The organism is Pseudomonas sp. PDM15, assembly GCF_014851565.1.
Taxonomy (GTDB): Bacteria; Pseudomonadota; Gammaproteobacteria; order Pseudomonadales; family Pseudomonadaceae; genus Aquipseudomonas.
In genome coordinates this window covers 616,341-635,477 of the sequence record NZ_JACVAA010000003.1, presented here as the reverse complement: position 1 = coordinate 635,477, position 19,137 = coordinate 616,341, and the positions used below count along the sequence as shown (strand labels likewise).

The window sequence follows — 19,137 nt, the reverse complement described above, 5'->3', positions numbered from 1 at the left end:
TTTGCCGTGCCGCCAAAGGCCTTGCCACGTAGCGGAAAAGCTTTGCCGCTTGCCGCTCTCGGATAACTCAATTATTTACATAAGCATATGATTTATAAGTAAAAATAAAACTGGCACAGCCATTGCTTTATGTCTGGCACGACGCCCAAACGGCAAAGGTTCCAGATCATGAGCATCAGCTTCGCAAACGCACTCGGCATCCACGAAACGGCCCTCGGCTTCCGCGCAGAGCGCGCCGAAGTGCTGGCCAACAACATCGCCAACGCCGATACCCCGCATTACAAGGCTCGTGATCTGGACTTCTCCGCCGTGCTCGCCGAACAGAACGAGAAGCAGAACGGCAAACACTTCGGCCTGAACCGCACCGATAGCCAGCATATTGCCGTCGACGGCATCCAGCTGGCCGATCCGGCGCTGCGCTTCCGCACCCCGTTCCATCCGTCCATCGATCAGAACAGTGTCGACATGCAGCAGGAGCAGGCCAACTACGCCGAGAACGCGGTGCAGTTCCAGGCCAGCTTCACCATGCTCAACAGCAAGTTCAAAGGGCTGATCGGCGCCCTGCGCGGCGAATAAGGGAGATCACGAACATGTCACTCGCCAGTGTCTTCAACATCGCCGGTACCGGCATGAGCGCCCAGAGCACTCGCCTGAATACCATCTCCAGCAACATCGCCAACGCCGAGACCGTCTCCTCGAGCATCGATCAGACCTACCGCGCGCGCCATCCGGTGTTCGCTACCGTGTTCGAGTCGAGCATGAGCGGCGACCGCGGTTCGCTGTTCGCCGACCAGGATCAGGCCGGTCGCGGTGTTCAGGTGCTGGGTGTGGTCGAGGATCAGAGCAGCCTGACCCCGCGCTACGAGCCGAACCATCCGGCGGCGGACGAGAAGGGCTACGTGTACTACCCGAATGTCAACGTGGTCGAGGAGATGGCCGACATGATTTCCGCCAGTCGTGCCTTCCAGACCAACGTCGAAATGATGAACACCGCCAAGCAGATGATGCAGCGCGTGCTGACCCTGGGTCAGTAAGCGGCGAACGAGGAGCAAGACAATGAGTGTCAGTGGCGTCAGTTCCGTACTCGACCAGTACCAGATCAAGCCGGAAACCGGTAAGAGCAAGGAGCTCGGTAAGAATGAATTCCTCGAACTGCTGGTGGCGCAGTTGAACAACCAGAACCCGCTGGAGCCGCAGGAGAACGGCGAGTTCATCGCCCAGCTCGCGCAGTTCAGCCAGGTCGAGGGTATCGAGCAGCTCAACACCCGCATGGAGTCGCTGCTGTCCGGCTATCAGTCCTCCCAGGCCCTGCAGGCCTCGTCGCTGGTCGGGCGCAAGGTGATCGTGCCTTCCGAGAAGGCCGTGGTCGATACCAGCGAGACCTTCAAGGGCAGCCTGGTTCTGCCGGTCACCAGCAGCAACGTCTACGTCAACGTCTACGACAGCGCCGGCAAGGCGGTGAACCGCGTCAACCTTGGCCAGCAGGCTGCCGGCAATGTCAGCTTCATGTGGGACGGCAAGGACTCGAGCGGCAATCTCATGCCGCCTGGCACCTACAAGTTCGAAGCGCAGGCCACCTACGCCGACGGCACCAAGGGCCTCTACACATTGCTGCCGGCGAATGTCGACAGCGTCGCCCTCGGCCAGAACGGTGGCGAAATGAAACTCAACCTGGCAGGCATCGGCGCAGTGCCGCTGTCCCAGGTCCAGATAATCGGTCAATAACCCCAGGCTGTAAGCGCCGGCAGTAACGGCAAAGGAGCATATCCATGGCTTTCAACATCGGTCTCAGCGGTCTGCGGGCAGCCACCAGCGACCTCAACGTCACCGGCAACAACATCGCCAACGCCGGCACAGCTGGCTTCAAGCAGTCGCGCGCCGAGTTCGCCGACGTCTACGCCGCCTCGGTGCTCGGCTCTGGCTCCAACCCGCAGGGCAGTGGCGTGCTGCTGGGCGACGTTTCGCAGCTGTTCAACCAGGGCAACATCAACTACACCCAGAATGCTCTCGACCTGGCCATCAACGGCAACGGCTTCTTCGTTACCAGCAACAATGGCGAGATCAGCTATACACGTGCCGGCTACTTCGGTACCGATCGTGATGGCTATGTGGTCAACAACTTCGGCTACCGCCTGCAGGGCTATGCGGTGGATGCGGCCGGCAACCTGCAGAACGGTATCGTCGACGATATTCAGATTCAGACCGCCGCCCAGTCTCCACGCGCCACCGAGAACCTGGAGCAGACCTTCAACCTGAACTCGACCAACACGGTGCCGACCGTGACGCCGTTCGACCCGACGAACCCGCAGACCTACAACTCGTCGACCTCGACCAACATCTATGACACCCAGGGCAATGCCCACGTCATGACCCAGTACTTCGTCAAGACGGCGGCCAACACCTGGACCATGAATGTGCTGATCGACGGGCGTAACCCCAACGATCCGACCTCGACTGCGCCTTTCACCGCGAATCTGGGCTTCACTACCGCCGGCCAGCTCGACCTCGCCAGCTTGAGCTCCCCGGAACTGACCGTGGACCCGGCTACCGGTCTGATGACCATGACCAACTGGACACCGGCCGCCCCTGACAACTCGGTGCCGCCAGTATGGAGTTCCAACGGCGCCTCTGCGGCGGCAGCCGGGGTAACCATCGATATTCGCGATGCCACCCAGTTCTCCAGTGCCTTCGCCGTGACCGCCGTCAGCCAGGACGGCTACACCACCGGCGAGCTGGCTGGCCTGGAGATCGACGACACCGGTGTGATCTTCGCGCGCTACACCAACGGCCAGTCGTTGATCCAGGGTCAGGTGGTACTGGCCAACTTCGCCAACGTGCAGGGCCTGACCCCGGTCGGCAAGACCGCCTGGGTACAGTCCTTCCAGTCCGGCGAGCCGGTAGTCGGAACGCCGCGCTCCGGCACTCTGGGTGCCCTGCAGGCCGGTGCGCTGGAGGACTCCAACGTCGAGCTGTCGGACCAGCTGGTGAACCTGATCGTCGCCCAGCGCAACTACCAGGCCAACGCCAAGACCATCGAGACCGAGAGCGCCATCACCCAGACCATCATCAACCTGCGTTGATAGGGGAGGAGGGGGCTTGCCGCCAGCGGCAAGTCCCCGCCGGATGACCTGCAAGCAAGGCTCCATAAGGAGTCTTTTCTTTTAATAAATCCTTATTAATCATGTAGATAGATATATTTATAAGTCCTGGCACGCGGCTTGCTGTACAGCAGGTAACTGAGTTACGAGCGGCAATTGCCGACCTGCGGAGCAAACCATGGACAAGATGCTGTACATCTCCATGACCGGCGCCAGCCAGAACACCCTGGCCCAGCGTGCCCACGCCAACAACCTGGCGAACATTTCCACCAGCGGCTTCCAGCGCGACTACGAGCAAGCGCGCTCGATGCCGGTGTTCGGCGACAGCTATCCGGCTCGCGTCTACGCGATGACCGAGCGCCCGGCCACCGACTTCACCCCCGGTTCGTTGCAGGAGACCGGCCGCGACATGGACGTGGCCATCGACGGCCAGGGCTGGATGGCCGTGCAGGCGGCCGATGGCAGCGAAGCCTACGTGCGCACCGCCAGCCTGCAGATTGATGCCTTCGGCCAGCTGCGCACCGGCAACGGCTTGCCGGTACTCGGCAATGGCGGGCCGATCGCCGTGCCGCCGGAGCAGAAGGTCGAGATCGGCCAGGACGGCACCATCAGCATCCGCGCCCTCGGCGAGGCGCCAAACGTGATGGCCGAGGTGGACCGCATCAAGCTGGTCAATCCGGATCCCAAGACCATGGAGAAGGGCACCGACGGACTGGTCCGCGTCAAGGGCGCCACCGAGCCAATCGCCACAGATGCCAACGTGCGCGTGACCTCCGGCTTCCTCGAGTCGAGCAACGTCAATGCCGTCGAGGAGATGACTGCGATCCTCTCGCTGTCCCGCCAGTTCGAGCTGCACGTGAAAATGATGCGTACCGCCGAAGACGATGCGGCGGCCATGGCACGGGTCATGCAACTCAGCTAATCACCAACGCGAAGCGCCATGAATCTGGCGCTCGAGGAGAAAGAATATGCTTCCTGCACTCTGGGTTGCGAAAACCGGTCTGTCCGCCCAGGACATGAACCTGACCACCATTTCCAACAACCTGGCCAACGTCTCGACCACCGGCTTCAAGCGCGATCGCGCCGAGTTCGAGGATCTGCTGTACCAGATCCGTCGCCAGCCCGGCGGCCAGTCGAGCCAGGACAGCGAGCTGCCCACCGGCCTGCAGCTCGGTACCGGTGTGCGCATCGCCGGCACCCAGAAGATCTTCACCGCCGGCAGCCTGCAGACCACCGAGCAGCCGCTGGACATGGCGGTCAACGGTCGCGGCTTCTTCCAGATCCTGATGCCGGACGGCACCGTCGGCTACACCCGTGACGGCAGTTTCCACCTGGACTCCGACGGCCAGATCGTCACCTCCCAGGGCTTCCCCCTGGAGCCGGCCATTGTCCTGCCGGCCGAGGTGCAGACGTTCACAGTCGGTGAAGACGGCACCGTGTCGGTGACCACTCCCGGCAACCCGGCCGCCCAGGTGATCGGCAACATCCAGACCGCCGACTTCGTCAACCCGGCGGGCCTGCAGGCCATCGGCAACAACTTGTTCCTGGAGACCGCCTCCAGCGGTGCCCCGCAGGTTGGCACTCCCGGCCTGACCGGCCTGGGCACCGTGCTGCAGAACACCCTGGAGAACTCCAACGTCAGCGTGGTGGAAGAGCTGGTCAACATGATCACCACCCAGCGCGCCTACGAGATGAACTCCAAGGTGATCTCCACCTCGGACCAGATGCTCTCCTTCATTACGCAGAACCTTTAATCCTGCGGGCGCCCTAGGCGCCGGCAACTAGCAACACGAACGCCGTGAGGTAGTGGTTATGAACCGGCTGATGATTCTTCTCCCCCTGCTGGGCTGCGTGGTCCTGAGTGGCTGCGTCACGCCTCCGCCGAAGCCGGACGATCCCTATTACGCGCCGGTGCTGCCACGCACCCCGCTGCCGGCGGCGCAGACCAACGGTTCGATCTACCAGGCCGGCTTCGAAACCAACCTGTATGACGATCGCAAGGCCTACCGGGTCGGCGACATCATCACCATCAACCTGAGCGAGCGCACCCAGGCGAGCAAGAAGGCCGGTTCCAGCATGTCCAAGGACAGCAGCGCCAACCTCGGCCTGACTTCGCTGTTCGGCGGCGGCGTGTCCATCGACAACCCGAGCACCAGCCTCAACCCGCTCAAGGCCGAGAACCTCAGTCTGGACGTGGGCTACGAAGGTACCCGTGATACCGATGGCGAGAGCGAGGCCGACCAGAGCAACAGCCTGTCCGGCTCGATTACCGTGACCGTGGCCGAAGTGCTGCCCAACGGCATCCTCGCCGTGCGCGGCGAGAAGTGGCTGACTCTGAACACCGGCGACGAGCTGGTGCGCATTGCCGGCATGATCCGCGCCGACGATATCGCCACCGACAACACCGTGTCCTCGACCCGTGTGGCCAACGCCCGCATCACCTATTCCGGCACTGGCGCCTTCGCTGACGCCAGCCAGCCGGGCTGGTTCGACCGGTTCTTCATGAACCCGTTGTTCCCGTTCTGACCAGGTATCGATCATGAAGCGACTGCTTTCCGCCCTCTGCCTGCTGCTCGCCGCCACTGCCGTGCAGGCCGAACGCCTGAAGGACCTGGCCAGCATCCAGGGCGTGCGGACCAACCAGCTGATCGGCTATGGCCTGGTGGTGGGCCTCAATGGTACCGGCGACCAGACCACCCAGACGCCGTTCACCCTGCAGACCTTCAACAACATGCTGGCCCAGTTCGGGATCAAGGTGCCGACCGGTGGCGGCAACGTGCAGCTGAAGAACGTCGCCGCCGTGTCCGTGCATGCCGAGCTGCCGCCCTTTGCCAAGCCTGGCCAGACCCTGGACGTGACCATCTCCTCGATAGGTAACTCGAAGAGTCTGCGCGGAGGCAGCCTGCTGATGACGCCGATGAAGGGTATCGACGGCAACGTCTACGCCATCGCCCAGGGCAACCTGGTGGTAGGCGGCTTCGACGCTACCGGCAGCGACGGCTCCAGCATCACCGTCAACGTGCCGTCGGCCGGCCGCATTCCTGCTGGCGCCACCGTCGAGCGCCCGGTGCCGAGCGGTTTCGACCAGGGCAACAGCCTGACCCTGAACCTCAATCGCCCGGATTTCACCACGGCGAAGAACATCGTCGACCAGATCAACGGTCTGCTCGGCCCGGGCGTGGCCCAGGCCATCGACGGCGGCTCCGTGCGTGTCAGCGCGCCGCTGGACCCGAACCAGCGCGTGGATTACCTGGCGGTGCTGGAGAATATCGAGATCGAGTCGGGCCAGGCGGCGGCCAAGGTCATCATCAACTCGCGCACCGGCACCATCGTCATCGGCCAGAACGTCAAGGTGCAGCCGGCCGCGGTGACCCATGGCAGCCTGACCGTGACCATCACCGAAGACCCCATCGTCAGCCAGCCCAACGCCCTGGCCGGTGGCCAGACCGCCGTGGTGCCGCGCTCCCAGGTGGATGCCGAGCAGGAAGCCAAGCCGATGTTCAAGTTCGGCCCGGGCACCACCCTGGACGAGATCGTGCGTGCGGTTAACCAGGTGGGAGCCGCACCTTCCGACCTTATGGCCATCCTCGAGGCGCTGAAACAAGCCGGCGCCTTGCAAGCCGACCTGATCGTGATCTAACGGAGGCGACCATGGACTCCAGAATCGCAGCCGGCCTCGACAGCGGCGCCTACACCGACCTGAACCGGCTCAACCAGTTCAAGGTCGGCGGCGATAGCGACAGCAACATCAAGAAGGTCGCCCAGGAATTCGAATCGCTGTTCCTCAACGAAATGATGAAGGCCATGCGCAAGGCGAACGAAGTGTTCGGCGAAGGCAACTTCATGAACAGCAACGAGAGCAAGACCTACCAGGACATGCATGACCAGCAACTGGCCGTGACCCTGTCGACCAGCAATGGCGGCATCGGCCTGGCGTCGGTGCTGGAGCGTCAGCTCAGCCAGATGAAGAGCGGGCCGAAGCGGGTCAATCCGTTCGCCCAGGTCGAGGCACCGGCGGGCGCGGCGCGTGCCGGTGCTTTCAAGCCGGCGGGCGAGGGCGGCGTTGCCTCCCGTGACGACTCGCAGCTGCTCAATCAGCGTCGCCTGAGCCTGCCGAGCAAGCTCACCGACCGTCTGCTGGCCGGCATAGTACCGGCCGCCGGCGAAGCGCAGCCGCTGGCCGGCAGCGACTGGGTGCCGGCGCAAGCCACGGCTGTGGCGGGTGACAAGCCGCTGAGCCTGGGCGACAGCGACGCCATTAGCGGTCGCCGCGTGGCCCAGCCGCCGCTGGCCAAGGGCAAGTCGGCCTTCGCCTCGGCCGCCGAGTTCATCGAGACCATGCTGCCGATGGCCGAGGAGGCTGCGCAGAAGATCGGCGTCGACGCCCGCTACCTAGTGGCCCAGGCTGCCCTGGAAACCGGCTGGGGCAAGTCGATCATTCGCCAGGCCGATGGCTCCAGCAGCCACAACCTTTTCGGCATCAAGGCCCACGGCGGCTGGGAAGGCGATTCGGCGCGGGTGCTGACCACCGAATACAAGGGCGGCGAGGCGGTGAAGGAGTCGGCGTCGTTCCGTGCCTACGACTCCTACCAGCAGAGCTTCAACGACTACGTGAGCTTCCTGCAGGGCAATGGCCGCTACCAGGAAGCCCTGGCGGTGACCGACAAACCGGAACGCTTCGTGCGTGAGCTGCAGGAGGCCGGTTACGCCACCGACCCTCAGTACGCCCGCAAGATCGCGCAGATCGCTCGGCAGATGCAGACCTATCAGGCTGTAGCCGCCGTCGACAGCCCGACCACAAGGACCTGAGAGCTAGATCATGGCTGACCTACTGAGCATTGGCCTGTCGGGCCTGTCGGCGAACAAGACGTCGCTGGCAGTCACCGGCCACAACATCACCAACGTCAATACGCCCGGCTTCTCGCGGCAGGACACGGTGCAGGCCACGCGCATCCCGCAGTTCAGCGGGGCCGGCTACATAGGTTCGGGCACCACCCTGGTAGACGTGCGGCGCATCTACAACGAATTCCTGACGACCCAGGTGCGGACCAGCACGGCGCTGAACAGCGACGTGTCCGCCTATCTGGATCAGATCAACCAGCTCGATTCGCTGCTGGCCGGCAGCACCACCGGCGTCACCCCCGGCCTGCAGAAGCTGTTCGCCTCGCTGCAGACTGCGGCGGAAGACCCCGCCAATATCCCGGCACGGCAGCTGGTTCTGTCCGAGGCCGAGGGTCTGGCCAAGCGCTTCAATACCATCTACGACCGTCTGTACGAGCAGAACGCCTTCATCAACAAGCAGCTCGAGGCGGTGACCGACCAGGTCAACCAACTGGCCACCTCCATCGCCGGCTACAACAACGCCATCGCGGTGGCCGCAGCCAACGGCCAGGCGCCCAACGACCTGCTGGACGCCCGCGAGGAAGCGGTACGCAAGCTTTCCGAGTTCATCGGCGTGACCGTGGTGCCGCAGGACGACAGCAGCTACAACCTGTTCATCGGTTCCGGCCAGCCGCTGGTGGTCGGCGCCACCGCCTCGCGCCTGGAAGTGGTGCCGGGGCAGTCCGACCCACTGCGCGCCGAGGTGCAGTTCGTCAGCGGTAACTCGCGCCAAGGCATCACCTCGCTGATCACTGGCGGGGAGATGGGCGGACTGATTCGCTACCGCGAAGATGTACTGGACGAGTCGCTGAACGCCGTGGGACGCCTGGCACTTTCGATTGCCGATCAGGTCAACAGCCAGCTCGGCCAGGGCCTGGATCTCAAGGGCAACTTCGGCGAGCCGCTGTTCCGCGCGATCAACGATCCGCTGCTGATTGGCCAGCGCAGCATTGCCCGGGTGGGCAACAGCGACACAACCGCCAACCTCAATGTGCTGATCGAAGACACCACGGCGCTGAGCACCAGCGACTACGAGGTCGAATTTACCAGCGCCACCGAATATGTAGTGCGCCGGGTCTCCGATGGGCAAACGGTCTCGGCGCTATATGACGACGATGGCGATCCGGATACCCCGCTGGTCGCAGCGCCTTCGCCTTACGACATCACCAGCGGTACGCCTCTGGTGTTCGAGGGGTTCTCGATGAATGTCGCGGCAGGCACCTTTGCCGCCGGCGACCGCTTCCGGGTGATGCCGACCCGTACGGCTGGTGACGATATTCGTGCCGATCTAAAGAACGCAGAGGAGCTGGCCTTCGCCTCACCGCTCAAGGCGGAAACTAGCCCAGGCAACATCGGTACCGGTGTGATCACCCAGCCGAGCCTGACGACCAAGATCGACATCTATGACCCGGTGGCCCAGGCGGCGTTGGAGAACAGCCTGCGCACCACGCCGCCGCTGCGCATCGTATTTACCTCGACCACCGGTTACGACGTGGTGGATACCACCGGCGCCGTGCTGAGCAGCAACACCATAGTACCGGGGCAGAACAATACCCAGCAGATCACCGCCGGCACGCCGCCCAACGATTTCACCTTCGAGTTCACCATCAGCGGCCGGCCGAGCACCGGCGACAACTTCACCATCGCCTTCAATACCAACGGCGTATCGGACAACCGCAACGCCTTGAAACTGGCTGATCTGCAGAACAAGGCGACGATCGGTATCGACCCGAACTTCCCTGGTACCACCGGCACGAGTTTTACTGACTCCTACGGTGATCTGGTGGAGCGGGTCGGCACCCTGACCAGCCAGGCGCGGGTGGATGGTGAAGCAACTGGAGCCATCCTCAAGCAGGCCACCGACAACCGCGATTCGGTGTCGGCGGTGAACCTCGACGAAGAGGCGGCCAAGCTCATCCAGTTCGAACAGTACTACCAGGCGTCGGCGCAGATCATTCAAGTCGCGCGAACTCTGTTCGATACCCTGATCAACACCTTCTAAGGCGGATAGCCATCATGGTCATGCGCATCTCCTCCATCCAGGCCTTCAATAACGGTGTGAACGGCATTGGGCGCAACTATTCCGACGTGATCCGCACCCAGGAGCAGATCAGCAGCGGCAAGCGCATTCTGACCCCGGCGGACGATCCGGTGGCGTCGGTGCGTCTGTTGCAACTGGAGCAGCAGCAGGCGCTGCTGACTCAGTACAAGGACAACCTGACGGCGGCGAAGAACAGCCTGACCCAGGAAGAAACCACCCTCGACTCGGTCAACACCGTGCTGCAGCGCATCCGCGAGCTGGCGGTGCAGGCCGGTGGCGGCGCCCTGTCGGCGGAGGACCGCAAGTCCATTGCCAAAGAGCTTAGCGAGCGCGAGGGCGAGCTGCTCAACCTGATGAATAGCCGCAATGCCCGCGGGGAATATCTGTTCTCCGGGTTCCTGGGCAAGACAGAACCGTTCATCCGCAATCCCGACGGTACATATTCATACTTCGGCGATGAAGGGCAGCGCAGCCTGCAGGTTGCCAGTTCCACCACGGTGGCGATCAACGACAACGGCAAGCGCTTGTTTGAAGACGTAACCAACGCAGATCGGGTGCTGGAGACCGCAGGCATCAATAACCCGGCCCTGGCCGGTCAGGTACCTCCGCTGCCGGCGACCACGATTCCGCCAGTGCCGGCTGCGGATCAGCGTGTTTTCATGTCCCAGGGGCTGGTCGAAGATCAAGACACTTTCAATAACAGCTTTCGTAGTGGTGAGCCCTATTCACTGGCGTTCGTCAGCGGTAACGAGTTTCGTATCTATGACAGTGCCGGCACCGATGTGACTTCGGAAATTCCGGGCGGTGGACAGATTGATCCCCTGGCCAATGGGGGCAACGTCATCAACTTCCGCGGCATGCGTTTCCAGCTGGATGTGGTGCTGCAGCCGGGTGACAACGAGCAGGATCTGGATGCTCTGTTGGCCGACACTGCTACGCCAGGCACCCCAGGCATTGGTACCCACAGTTTCACTCTGCAGGCGGCGCCAACCGAATTCGCTGTGACTCGCTCCTCGACCAACGCCTCAACGGCGGTGGTTGCCGGGGGCACTATCAGCAACCAGGCGACATTTAACTCCCAGTTCCCCACCTCCGGCGTGGTGCTGCGCTTCACCAACGCCTCGGACTTTGACGTCTATGCCCAGCCCGTGGGGCCAAGTAGTACGCCCATCGCTTCGGGGACAGCACCCGGCCCCTATCCGGCGACTTTCAACGTATTCGGCGCCGACTTCACCCTCAGCGGGGCGGCGGCGGCCGGTGATGAATTCGGCGTCAAGCCGCAGTTCCAGGAACAGCGCAGCATCCTCAACACGATCTCCCAATTGCGCCAAGCCTTGGAGTCGTCGCCCACATCTCCCGTCGGGAATCTGGCAATACGTGACGAAGTCAATATCGCCCTGAAGAATCTGGATAATGGCATTGGTCAGGTGCTTGAAGTGCAAACCGAAATTGGTGCCCGCCTGAACATGGTCGACTCGACCGAAGTCGACAACGAGGACGTCACCCTGGTCAACAAGGCCGTTCAGGCGGACCTACGCGAACTGGACTATGCCGAAGCGCTGTCGCGCCTATCGTTCCAGACGGTGATTCTGGAGGCCGCACAGCAGAGTTACGTGAAGATCGCCGGGCTGAATCTGTTCAACCAGCTGCGCTGATTGAGGCTATCGCTCGCCCGGGTAAAGCGGGCGATATCTCCGCTGGTCCCATCTCCCTGATTTTTCTGATTTCATCTGGCTTGTTAATTGCTAACTTGCACAGATAGCGATGAAAAATTGACGGGACCGTGCATGTCAGTCGATACCGAGTGGTTAGTGGATTTCTTTCGCCGCCAGGCGCGCCTGGGGTTCGAGGAGGGTGACTACACCCGCACCCGCAATAGCTGCAGGGAAGTTCTCCAGCACGTCCCTACGGACAAGGAGGCTTGGTCCCTCATGGGCGAGGCCGCACTGGCCAGTCACGATGGTGCTACGGCCTTGCGGGCCTTCGACCAGTTGCTGGAGTTGCAGCCCGAAAGCGCCGAATATGCGATGAAGCTCGGACAAGCGAGCCTGCAGGCGCAGGATTGGCCTGCCGCCGTCGCCGCCTTCAGTCAGGTGCTGGTGCTGCAGCCAGGCCATGCCGGGGCTCATGAGGCATTGGTGCTGCTGGAGCAGTTGCAGGAACGCTTGAACATCCTTCAACAACTGCCTGCGGCAGCTCCGCGCCGCAATGATCCCTGTCCCTGTGGTAGTGGGCTCAAGTATAAGAAGTGTTGCCTCGAGAAGAGCTCACAGCAGCTCATGGTGCAACACTTGGAGCAGGCCCATCTCGCCGGCGAGTGGCAGCGGGTCGTGGCCCTGGCCGAGGAGTTGAAGAGCCAGACCCCGCAGACTCGTCGAGCCGAGGCCTTGGCCCGCTATCACCTCAGTCAGAGAGAAACTGCCTATTCCCTGGTGCTGGTGGCTTACGCCCAGCAGCCGGATGACCTCGAGCTGCGTTCCGCCCTGGCGGATCTTGAACTGGATCATGACGTCGGCCGTGCGCGAGGGTTGGCAGAGTCGGTGTTGTCTGCCGATCCGAGCCAGTGGCGAGCCCGTTTGGTACTGGCGGCCGTTCATGCGCGGCGAGGGGAGTCGGCGTTAGCCGAGTCAGCCCTTCGCGAGCTGCTCCGGCATAGCCCCGACTGTTCCCTGGCCTGGCAGCGGCTTAGTCACTTCCTGCGCAAGAACCAGCGGCTTGAGGATGACCTGCAGGCCATGCGTGAGTGGACCGAGCATTGTCCGAGCGATGCGGATGCTTGGTGTCATCGCGGCATGTCGGCGGTGATGACCGATCGGATCCCGGAGGCGCGGGAGTACCTGCAGCGCGCGCTGGAGCTGAATCCTCAGCATCATGAAGCGCTGTGCTGGCTGGGGCAGTCCTACCAGAGCGAGCAGGACCCGCACACGGCGCTGCGCTATCTGACTCAGGGACTACAGGCCAAACCAGACTATCAGCCGGGTTGGAACATGCTGGGCGGGGTCTATCAGTCGGTGGGGCGCCAGCATGAGTCGGAGGGCTGCTTCATGCGTGCCCTGGCCATCTCGCCATCGCAGCCGTTGGCCTGGAACAACCTGGCTAACACCTATCTGGACGGGCATCTGCTGAGCGAGGCGGAGAAGGTGATGCAGGTCGCCCTCGAACTGAATCCCAACTCGCCGAGCCTGTGGAACAACCTGGGCAACATCCTCAGCAGCGGTAAGCGCCTGAAGGAGGCTCTGGCGGCCTTCCGTAAGACTGTGGAGCTCGATCCCCATTACGAGCCGGTGCTGGTCAATCTGGCGGGCGTGGAGTCGCATTTCGGTAACTTGGATCGATCGATCGAACTGCTGCGTGGAGCTCTCGATGTTCCTGGCGCCACCACCAATCTGCTGTTCTTCGCCAACTACCATGCCGACTGGACCGGCGAGCAGGTGTTCGAACTCTATCGGGAGGTCACCCGGCGCTATCCACGGAGGCTCTACTTCCAGTATGGGAACGAGCGAACCAGCGCTCGCCGGTTGCGCATCGGCTACATGTCGCCGGACTTCCGCAACCATGTCTGCGCGATCTTCATCGATCCGCTGCTGAGCCAGCACGATCACCAGCAGTTCGAGATCTTCGCCTATTCCCTGGTGCGTCGCGAAGACACTGTCACCGAACGCTTCATCGGTCATGTCGATCACTGGCGGCACTGCGTGGGCCTCAGTGATCAGGCCATCGCCGAGCAGATCCGTGCCGATGGCATCGACATACTGGTGGACCTGGCTGGTCATACCGGCAGCAGCAGACTGCAGGTTTTCGCCCTCAAGCCGGCACCGGTACAGGTCAGCTGGTGGATGGGCTTCGCCTTCGGTACCGGCCTGAAGCAAGTGGACTACTTCCTGGCCGACGAGCAGATGCTGCCGTCGGGCTGCGAGTCCTCCTTCGCCGAACAGCTCTGGCGCATGCCGGCGCCCGCGGTGGCCTATGTGCCGCCGGAGCGTATGGACGTGGAGATCGGCGAGCTGCCGGCTTTGCGCAATGGCTATGTCACTTTCGGCAGCTTGACCCGCCCGGTGCGCCTGAATCACAAGGTGATCCGCGTCTGGTCCGAGCTGTTGAGGCGGGTACCGAATTCCCGCCTGATGCTGGACAGCAGCTCTTTCAGTGACGAGAGCCTGCAGCAGCACTACATCGAGCTATTCGGCGAGCAGGGCATCGCCGCCGAGCGTCTGTTGCTGGGCTACACCTCGCCGGCGACCAGCGCCCTGGCCCAGATGGATATCGCCCTGGACTGCTTCCCGCACAACTCCGGGACCACTCTGTACGAAAGCCTGTACATGGGCCTGCCGGTGGTGAGCCTTCGCGATCGGCCGTCTATGGGGCGGGTCGGCGCGCTGATCCTGCATGGCGCTGGGCGCGACGAATGGATAGCCGACAGCGAAGCAGAGTATCTGGATAAGCTGGTAGCGCTCGGGTCCGACATACCGGCACTGGTCAAGCTGCGTTCGGGCTTGCGCGCCGAGATGCTGGCCTCAAAACTCTGTGATGCCGTCGATTTCACTCGTCGCATGGAGCAAACCTACCGAGATATGTGGCAACGCTACTGCGAACAAGGAGAACAATAATGAAGGCAGTGATCCTGGCCGGTGGCCTGGGGACCCGCATCAGCGAGGAATCCCACCTCAAGCCCAAGCCGATGATCGAGATCGGCGGCAAGCCGATTCTCTGGCACATCATGAAGCAGTACTCGGCCCACGGCATTCAGGACTTCGTCATCTGTCTGGGCTATAAGGGCTATGCGATCAAGGACTTCTTCGCCAACTACTTCCTGCACACCTCCGATGTCACCTTCGACATGCGTAACAACCAGATGGAAGTGCACCAGAACTACAGCGAGCCATGGCGCGTGACGCTGGTCGACACCGGCGAAGAGACCATGACCGGCGGACGCCTGCGCCGGGTCGGGCGCTTCCTCGAAGAGGACGAGGCGTTCTGCTTCACCTACGGCGACGGCGTGTCGGATCTGGACATTGCAGCCCTGGTGGCCTTCCACAAACAACATGGCAAGTACGCCACGGTTACTGCCGTGCAGCCGCCAGGTCGCTATGGCGCGCTGGCCCGCGAGGGGGATCAGGTCACCGGCTTCGTCGAGAAGCCGCGCGGCGACGGCGGCTGGATCAATGGCGGCTTCTTCGTGCTGTCGCCCAAGGTGCTGCCGTACATCGCCGATGACGCCACCACCTGGGAGGCCGAGCCGCTGGACAAGCTGGCCAGCGATAGCCAGCTGATGGCCTTCCAGCACGAAGGCTTCTGGCATCCGATGGATACCCTGCGCGACAAGAACTACCTGGAACAGCTGTGGCAGAGCGGAGAGGCACCTTGGAAACAGTGGAGCTGAACCGCGAGTTCTGGCGTGGCAAGCGCGTCCTGCTGACCGGCCATACCGGCTTCAAGGGCGGCTGGCTGGCGCTCTGGCTGCAGAGTTGGGGTGCTCAGGTTACCGGCTTCGCCCTTGATCCTTCCACCGATCCCAGCCTGTTCGAGCTGGCGCGGGTGGGTGAGGGCATTGATAGCCGCATTGGCGATCTGCGTGATCTGCCGGCGCTGTTGGCGGTTGTGGCCGAAGTTAAGCCGGAGATCGTTCTGCACCTGGCGGCTCAGCCTTTGGTGCGCGAAGGTTATCGCGATCCGCTGGGCACCTATGCCAGCAACGTAATGGGCACCCTGCACCTGCTCGAAGCGGTACGCCAAGCCGGTGGTGTGAAGGCCTGTGTGGTGGTGACCACTGATAAGGTCTACGCCAACAATGAGTGGGCCTGGGCCTACCGGGAGAACGAGCCGCTTGGCGGGCATGATCCCTACAGCAGCAGCAAGGCGTGCTGCGAATTGGTCGCGCAGTCCTTTGCATCGTCCTTTTTCCCGGTTTCCCGTTACGCCGAGCATGGCCTGGCCCTCGCCACGGCGCGCGCGGGTAACGTGCTGGGCGGTGGCGACTTCTCTGCCGATCGCCTGGTGCCGGATGTGCTGGCGGCCTGGTCGCGCGGCGAACCGGTGACCCTACGTTATCCCCAAGCTGTGCGTCCTTGGCAGCACGCCCTGGAACCGCTGGCCGGCTATCTGCAACTGGCCCAGGGCCTTTATGAGCAGGGCACGGCGGTGGCTGGCGCCTGGAACTTCGGGCCGGCCGATAGTGATACCTGCAATGTTGGCGAGGTGGTGGCGCGTCTTGCTGCGCGCTGGCCGCAGGCGCCTGGTCTCAAGGTCGAGCAGAGCGAGCTGCACGAGGCCGGCCTGTTGCGCCTGGACAGCAGCCGCGCGCGCCAATTGCTTGGCTGGCAGCCACGCTGGGCGCTGGACGACTGCCTGCAACAGACCCTCGACTGGCATCTGGCCTGGCAGCGCGGCGACGACATGCGCGCCGTAACCCTGGCGCAGCTGGCCGGCTACTGGGGGCAAGCATGAGCGAATTGCAGCTGATCGAGCTGCCGCTGCCCGGGCTGTTCGCCCTGCAGCACCGTGTACACAAGGACGAGCGTGGGCGTTTCGCCCGTCTGTACTGCGAAGGCAGCCTGCAGCTGTTCGGCCAGCCATTTCATGTACGACAGATCAACCAGTCGCTGACCCGCGAGCGTGGCACCGTGCGCGGCCTGCATTTCCAGTATCCGCCGCACGCCGAAAGCAAGCTGATCAGCTGCCTGCGCGGCGCCGTGTGGGATGTGGCAGTGGACGTGCGCCAGGGCTCGCCGACTTTCCTGCACTGGCATGCCGAACGCCTGGAAGAGGGCGACGGCCGCAGCCTGCTGTTGCCACCTGGCTTCGCCCACGGCTTCCAGGCGCTTAGCGACGATGCCGAGCTGCTCTACCTGCACAGCGCCGACTACACCCCGGGCCACGAGGGCGGCTTGTCCGTCAGCGACCCACGCCTGGCCATCGACTGGCCGCTGCTATTCAAGAACCTGTCGGCCCGCGATGCCGGCCATCCGCTGCTGGATGAGAGTTTCCAAGGAGTACGTCTATGAATTGCCGTGGCTGTGGTGCGCACCTGCACCTGCCGTTGATCGACCTGGGTACGGCGCCGCCGTCCAATGCCTATGTCAGTGCCGCGCAGCTCGACCAGGCGGAGCAGTGGGTGCCGTTGCGGGTTCAGGTGTGCGACTCCTGCTGGCTGGTACAAACCGAGGACTACCGCGGCGCTGACAGCCTGTTCGATGCCGACTACGCCTACTTCAGCTCTTTCTCCAGCAGCTGGTTAGCGCATGCTGACCGCTATGTATCGAGCATGACCGAACGCTTCGGCCTGAATGCGCAGAGTCGGGTGGTGGAAATCGCCGCCAACGATGGTTACCTGCTGCAGTACGTGGCCAAGCGTGGCATTCCCTGTCTGGGTATCGAACCGACTGCCAGCACGGCACGGGCTGCGCGGGAGAAAGGCCTGGAGATTCGCGAGCTGTTCTTCGGCGAGGCGGTTGGGCGCAAGCTGGCAGAAGAGGGCTGGGGCGCCGACCTGATGGTAGCCAACAACGTGCTGGCCCATGTGCCGGACATCAATGACTTCCTCAAAGGCTTTGCTGCGCTGCTCAAGCCGACTGGCGTGGTGACCTTCGAGTTCCCCCATCTGCTGCGGCTGATGGCTGAGCATCAGTTCGACACGCTCTACCATGAGCACTATTCCTACCTGTCGCTGACGGCCGTGCAGGCGCTCTGCGCGCGCAATGGCCTGGCCGTGTTCGACGTCGAAGAGTTGCCCACTCACGGTGGTTCGTTGCGGGTGTTTGCTCAGCACACCGCTGGCGAGCGTCCGGTATCGGCGGCAGTCGCTGCGATGCTGACGCGCGAGGAGGAGAGCGGCGTCAAGACCGTTGCCTACTACGCCAGCTTGGCGCCGGCCGCCGAACGTATCAAGCACGAGCTGCTGCGTTTCCTGCTCAAGGCCAAGGTCGAAGGCAAGAAAGTCGTGGGTTACGGGGCGGCTGCCAAGGGTAATACGCTGCTCAACTACGCCGGCGTGCGTGGCGACCTGCTGGCCTGGGTTGCCGACGCCAACCCTCATAAACAGGGCAAGTTCCTGCCGGGCAGCCGGATTCCTATCGTTGAACCGGCGCGTATTGCAGCTGAGAAGCCGGACTATGTCCTGGTGCTGCCATGGAACCTTCTGGCCGAGGTAATGGCGCAGCAGGCTATGGTCAAATCCTGGGGGGGCCAGTTCGTGGTGGCCGTGCCCGAGCTGCGGAGCCTCTGATGGCGCGAGTGCTGGTCACGGGTGCCAGCGGCTTCGTCGGCCGCCAGGTGGTCGAGCAGCTGCAGGCGGCAGGGCATGAAGTGCACGCGGCCTGCGGCCAGCAGTCACTGGATGGCGTGGCCAACCAGTACCGTGTCGATCTGCTTGAGCCAGGTGCGTCTGCTGCGCTGATCGATAGAGTTCGCCCGCAGCGCTTGCTGCATCTAGCCTGGTGCGCCAAGCCCGGGGTGTATTGGACCTCGCCGGACAATCTCGGCTGGGTGCGGTCGACTCTGGAGCTGCTGGAAGCGTTTCAGCGCCACGGTGGCGAACATGCCGTGCTGGTCGGCAGCTGTGCCGAATACGACTGGGGTGGTGAGGGCATCTGTCGGGAGTATGAAACTCCCTTGCAGCCAGCGACCCCCTACGGCCGTTGCAAGAATGTCACTCGCGAGTTGGCCGAGCTGTTCGGCCAGCTGCACGGTATGCCGGTGGCCTGGGCGCGGATCTTTCACGCCTATGGCCCGTATGAGGCTCAAGGGCGTCTGGTCCCGGCGGTACTAGGCTCCTTGCTCAAGGGCGAGCCGGCGCGCTGCTCCCATGGCGAGCAATTGCGCGACCTGCTGCATGTGGCGGATGTTGCTGCAGCCATGGTGCAGTTGCTGCAAACCAAGGCTGATGGCTCATTCAATATTGGCGGCGGCCAGCCGATACGCCTGCGCGAGGTCATTGAGTACCTGGCCAGGCAGCTGGACGCAGAACACCTGCTGCAATTCGGTGCGATCTCGGTTGCGGCCAATGATCCGCCGTTGCTGATCGCCGACAACCAGCGCCTGCTGGCCACCGGCTGGAAGCCGCGGTTCGATCTGCATAGCGGTTTGGATGATGCCCTCGTCTGGTGGCGTGGGCGAATTTGA

General features: G+C 63.0%; 17 protein-coding genes. All 17 read left to right on the top strand.

Annotated elements, in window-relative coordinates; all coding sequences use genetic code 11:
- Nucleotides 1–168: 168 nt before the first annotated feature.
- Nucleotides 169–576, top strand: a complete 408-nt coding sequence (gene flgB, locus IB232_RS10910) for a flagellar basal body rod protein FlgB (RefSeq protein WP_192398546.1) — start codon at nucleotides 169–171, stop codon at nucleotides 574–576.
- 14 nt (nucleotides 577–590) lie between these two features.
- Entirely contained in the window at nucleotides 591–1,034 is a 444-nt protein-coding gene (gene flgC, locus IB232_RS10905) for a flagellar basal body rod protein FlgC (RefSeq protein WP_192398544.1), read from the top strand.
- A gap of 22 nt (nucleotides 1,035–1,056) precedes the next feature.
- A complete protein-coding gene (gene flgD / locus IB232_RS10900; RefSeq protein ID WP_192398543.1) occupies nucleotides 1,057–1,725 on the top strand; it encodes a flagellar hook assembly protein FlgD in 669 nt (222 codons plus the stop codon).
- A 44-nt stretch (nucleotides 1,726–1,769) separates the two neighbouring features.
- Nucleotides 1,770–3,080: a flagellar hook protein FlgE gene (gene flgE / locus IB232_RS10895; RefSeq protein ID WP_192398541.1), complete on the top strand. Its 1,311-nt coding sequence runs from the start codon at nucleotides 1,770–1,772 to the stop codon at nucleotides 3,078–3,080.
- 196 nt (nucleotides 3,081–3,276) lie between these two features.
- The gene (locus tag IB232_RS10890; RefSeq protein ID WP_192398540.1) at nucleotides 3,277–4,020 is read left to right on the top strand and encodes a flagellar basal body rod protein FlgF; all 744 of its coding nucleotides are present in this window, start codon (nucleotides 3,277–3,279) and stop codon (nucleotides 4,018–4,020) included.
- Between the two features lie 46 nt (nucleotides 4,021–4,066).
- Nucleotides 4,067–4,852, top strand: a complete 786-nt coding sequence (flgG, locus tag IB232_RS10885) for a flagellar basal-body rod protein FlgG (RefSeq protein ID WP_137972812.1) — start codon at nucleotides 4,067–4,069, stop codon at nucleotides 4,850–4,852.
- Between the two features lie 58 nt (nucleotides 4,853–4,910).
- Nucleotides 4,911–5,624 (top strand): flagellar basal body L-ring protein FlgH, encoded by a 714-nt coding sequence (gene flgH / locus IB232_RS10880; protein WP_192398538.1) that lies wholly within the window; start codon nucleotides 4,911–4,913, stop codon nucleotides 5,622–5,624.
- Nucleotides 5,625–5,637: 13 nt separating this feature from the next.
- Complete coding sequence (locus IB232_RS10875) at nucleotides 5,638–6,738, top strand: flagellar basal body P-ring protein FlgI (RefSeq protein ID WP_192398537.1); 1,101 nt, start codon at nucleotides 5,638–5,640, stop codon at nucleotides 6,736–6,738.
- An 11-nt stretch (nucleotides 6,739–6,749) separates the two neighbouring features.
- Nucleotides 6,750–7,907, top strand: a complete 1,158-nt coding sequence (gene flgJ / locus IB232_RS10870) for a flagellar assembly peptidoglycan hydrolase FlgJ (protein ID WP_192398535.1) — start codon at nucleotides 6,750–6,752, stop codon at nucleotides 7,905–7,907.
- Between the two features lie 10 nt (nucleotides 7,908–7,917).
- Complete coding sequence (gene flgK / locus IB232_RS10865) at nucleotides 7,918–9,981, top strand: flagellar hook-associated protein FlgK (protein WP_192398533.1); 2,064 nt, start codon at nucleotides 7,918–7,920, stop codon at nucleotides 9,979–9,981.
- A gap of 14 nt (nucleotides 9,982–9,995) precedes the next feature.
- Nucleotides 9,996–11,675, top strand: a complete 1,680-nt coding sequence (locus IB232_RS10860) for a flagellar hook-associated protein 3 (RefSeq protein ID WP_225592243.1) — start codon at nucleotides 9,996–9,998, stop codon at nucleotides 11,673–11,675.
- 132 nt (nucleotides 11,676–11,807) lie between these two features.
- Nucleotides 11,808–14,627, top strand: coding sequence for a tetratricopeptide repeat protein (locus IB232_RS10855; RefSeq protein ID WP_192398531.1), 2,820 nt, complete (start codon nucleotides 11,808–11,810; stop codon nucleotides 14,625–14,627).
- Nucleotides 14,627–15,400, top strand: a complete 774-nt coding sequence (gene rfbF, locus IB232_RS10850; RefSeq protein ID WP_192398530.1) for a glucose-1-phosphate cytidylyltransferase — start codon at nucleotides 14,627–14,629, stop codon at nucleotides 15,398–15,400. The genes IB232_RS10855 and rfbF overlap by 1 nt, the downstream gene beginning before the upstream one ends.
- Nucleotides 15,391–16,464: a CDP-glucose 4,6-dehydratase gene (rfbG, locus tag IB232_RS10845; protein ID WP_412547728.1), complete on the top strand. Its 1,074-nt coding sequence runs from the start codon at nucleotides 15,391–15,393 to the stop codon at nucleotides 16,462–16,464. The genes rfbF and rfbG overlap by 10 nt, the downstream gene beginning before the upstream one ends.
- Nucleotides 16,461–17,021 carry a dTDP-4-dehydrorhamnose 3,5-epimerase family protein gene (locus IB232_RS10840; protein ID WP_192398526.1) on the top strand — a complete coding sequence of 187 codons (561 nt, stop codon included), beginning with the start codon at nucleotides 16,461–16,463 and terminating at the stop codon, nucleotides 17,019–17,021. Before rfbG ends, IB232_RS10840 begins: the two co-directional genes overlap by 4 nt.
- Nucleotides 17,018–18,241, top strand: coding sequence for a class I SAM-dependent methyltransferase (locus IB232_RS10835; protein WP_192398524.1), 1,224 nt, complete (start codon nucleotides 17,018–17,020; stop codon nucleotides 18,239–18,241). The genes IB232_RS10840 and IB232_RS10835 overlap by 4 nt, the downstream gene beginning before the upstream one ends.
- Nucleotides 18,241–19,137, top strand: coding sequence for an NAD-dependent epimerase/dehydratase family protein (locus IB232_RS10830; protein WP_192398522.1), 897 nt, complete (start codon nucleotides 18,241–18,243; stop codon nucleotides 19,135–19,137). Before IB232_RS10835 ends, IB232_RS10830 begins: the two co-directional genes overlap by 1 nt.

Coding starts and splice junctions, on each gene's coding strand:
- IB232_RS10840 (WP_192398526.1), top strand. CDS start 16,461: ATGAGCGAATTGCAGCTGATCGAGCTGCCGCTGCCCGGGCTGTTCGCC.
- rfbF (WP_192398530.1), top strand. CDS start 14,627: ATGAAGGCAGTGATCCTGGCCGGTGGCCTGGGGACCCGCATCAGCGAG.
- flgE (WP_192398541.1), top strand. CDS start 1,770: ATGGCTTTCAACATCGGTCTCAGCGGTCTGCGGGCAGCCACCAGCGAC.
- flgG (WP_137972812.1), top strand. CDS start 4,067: ATGCTTCCTGCACTCTGGGTTGCGAAAACCGGTCTGTCCGCCCAGGAC.
- flgK (WP_192398533.1), top strand. CDS start 7,918: ATGGCTGACCTACTGAGCATTGGCCTGTCGGGCCTGTCGGCGAACAAG.
- IB232_RS10890 (WP_192398540.1), top strand. CDS start 3,277: ATGGACAAGATGCTGTACATCTCCATGACCGGCGCCAGCCAGAACACC.
- IB232_RS10860 (WP_225592243.1), top strand. CDS start 9,996: ATGGTCATGCGCATCTCCTCCATCCAGGCCTTCAATAACGGTGTGAAC.
- flgB (WP_192398546.1), top strand. CDS start 169: ATGAGCATCAGCTTCGCAAACGCACTCGGCATCCACGAAACGGCCCTC.
- flgC (WP_192398544.1), top strand. CDS start 591: ATGTCACTCGCCAGTGTCTTCAACATCGCCGGTACCGGCATGAGCGCC.
- IB232_RS10835 (WP_192398524.1), top strand. CDS start 17,018: ATGAATTGCCGTGGCTGTGGTGCGCACCTGCACCTGCCGTTGATCGAC.
- IB232_RS10830 (WP_192398522.1), top strand. CDS start 18,241: ATGGCGCGAGTGCTGGTCACGGGTGCCAGCGGCTTCGTCGGCCGCCAG.
- flgH (WP_192398538.1), top strand. CDS start 4,911: ATGAACCGGCTGATGATTCTTCTCCCCCTGCTGGGCTGCGTGGTCCTG.
- flgJ (WP_192398535.1), top strand. CDS start 6,750: ATGGACTCCAGAATCGCAGCCGGCCTCGACAGCGGCGCCTACACCGAC.
- flgD (WP_192398543.1), top strand. CDS start 1,057: ATGAGTGTCAGTGGCGTCAGTTCCGTACTCGACCAGTACCAGATCAAG.
- IB232_RS10855 (WP_192398531.1), top strand. CDS start 11,808: ATGTCAGTCGATACCGAGTGGTTAGTGGATTTCTTTCGCCGCCAGGCG.
- IB232_RS10875 (WP_192398537.1), top strand. CDS start 5,638: ATGAAGCGACTGCTTTCCGCCCTCTGCCTGCTGCTCGCCGCCACTGCC.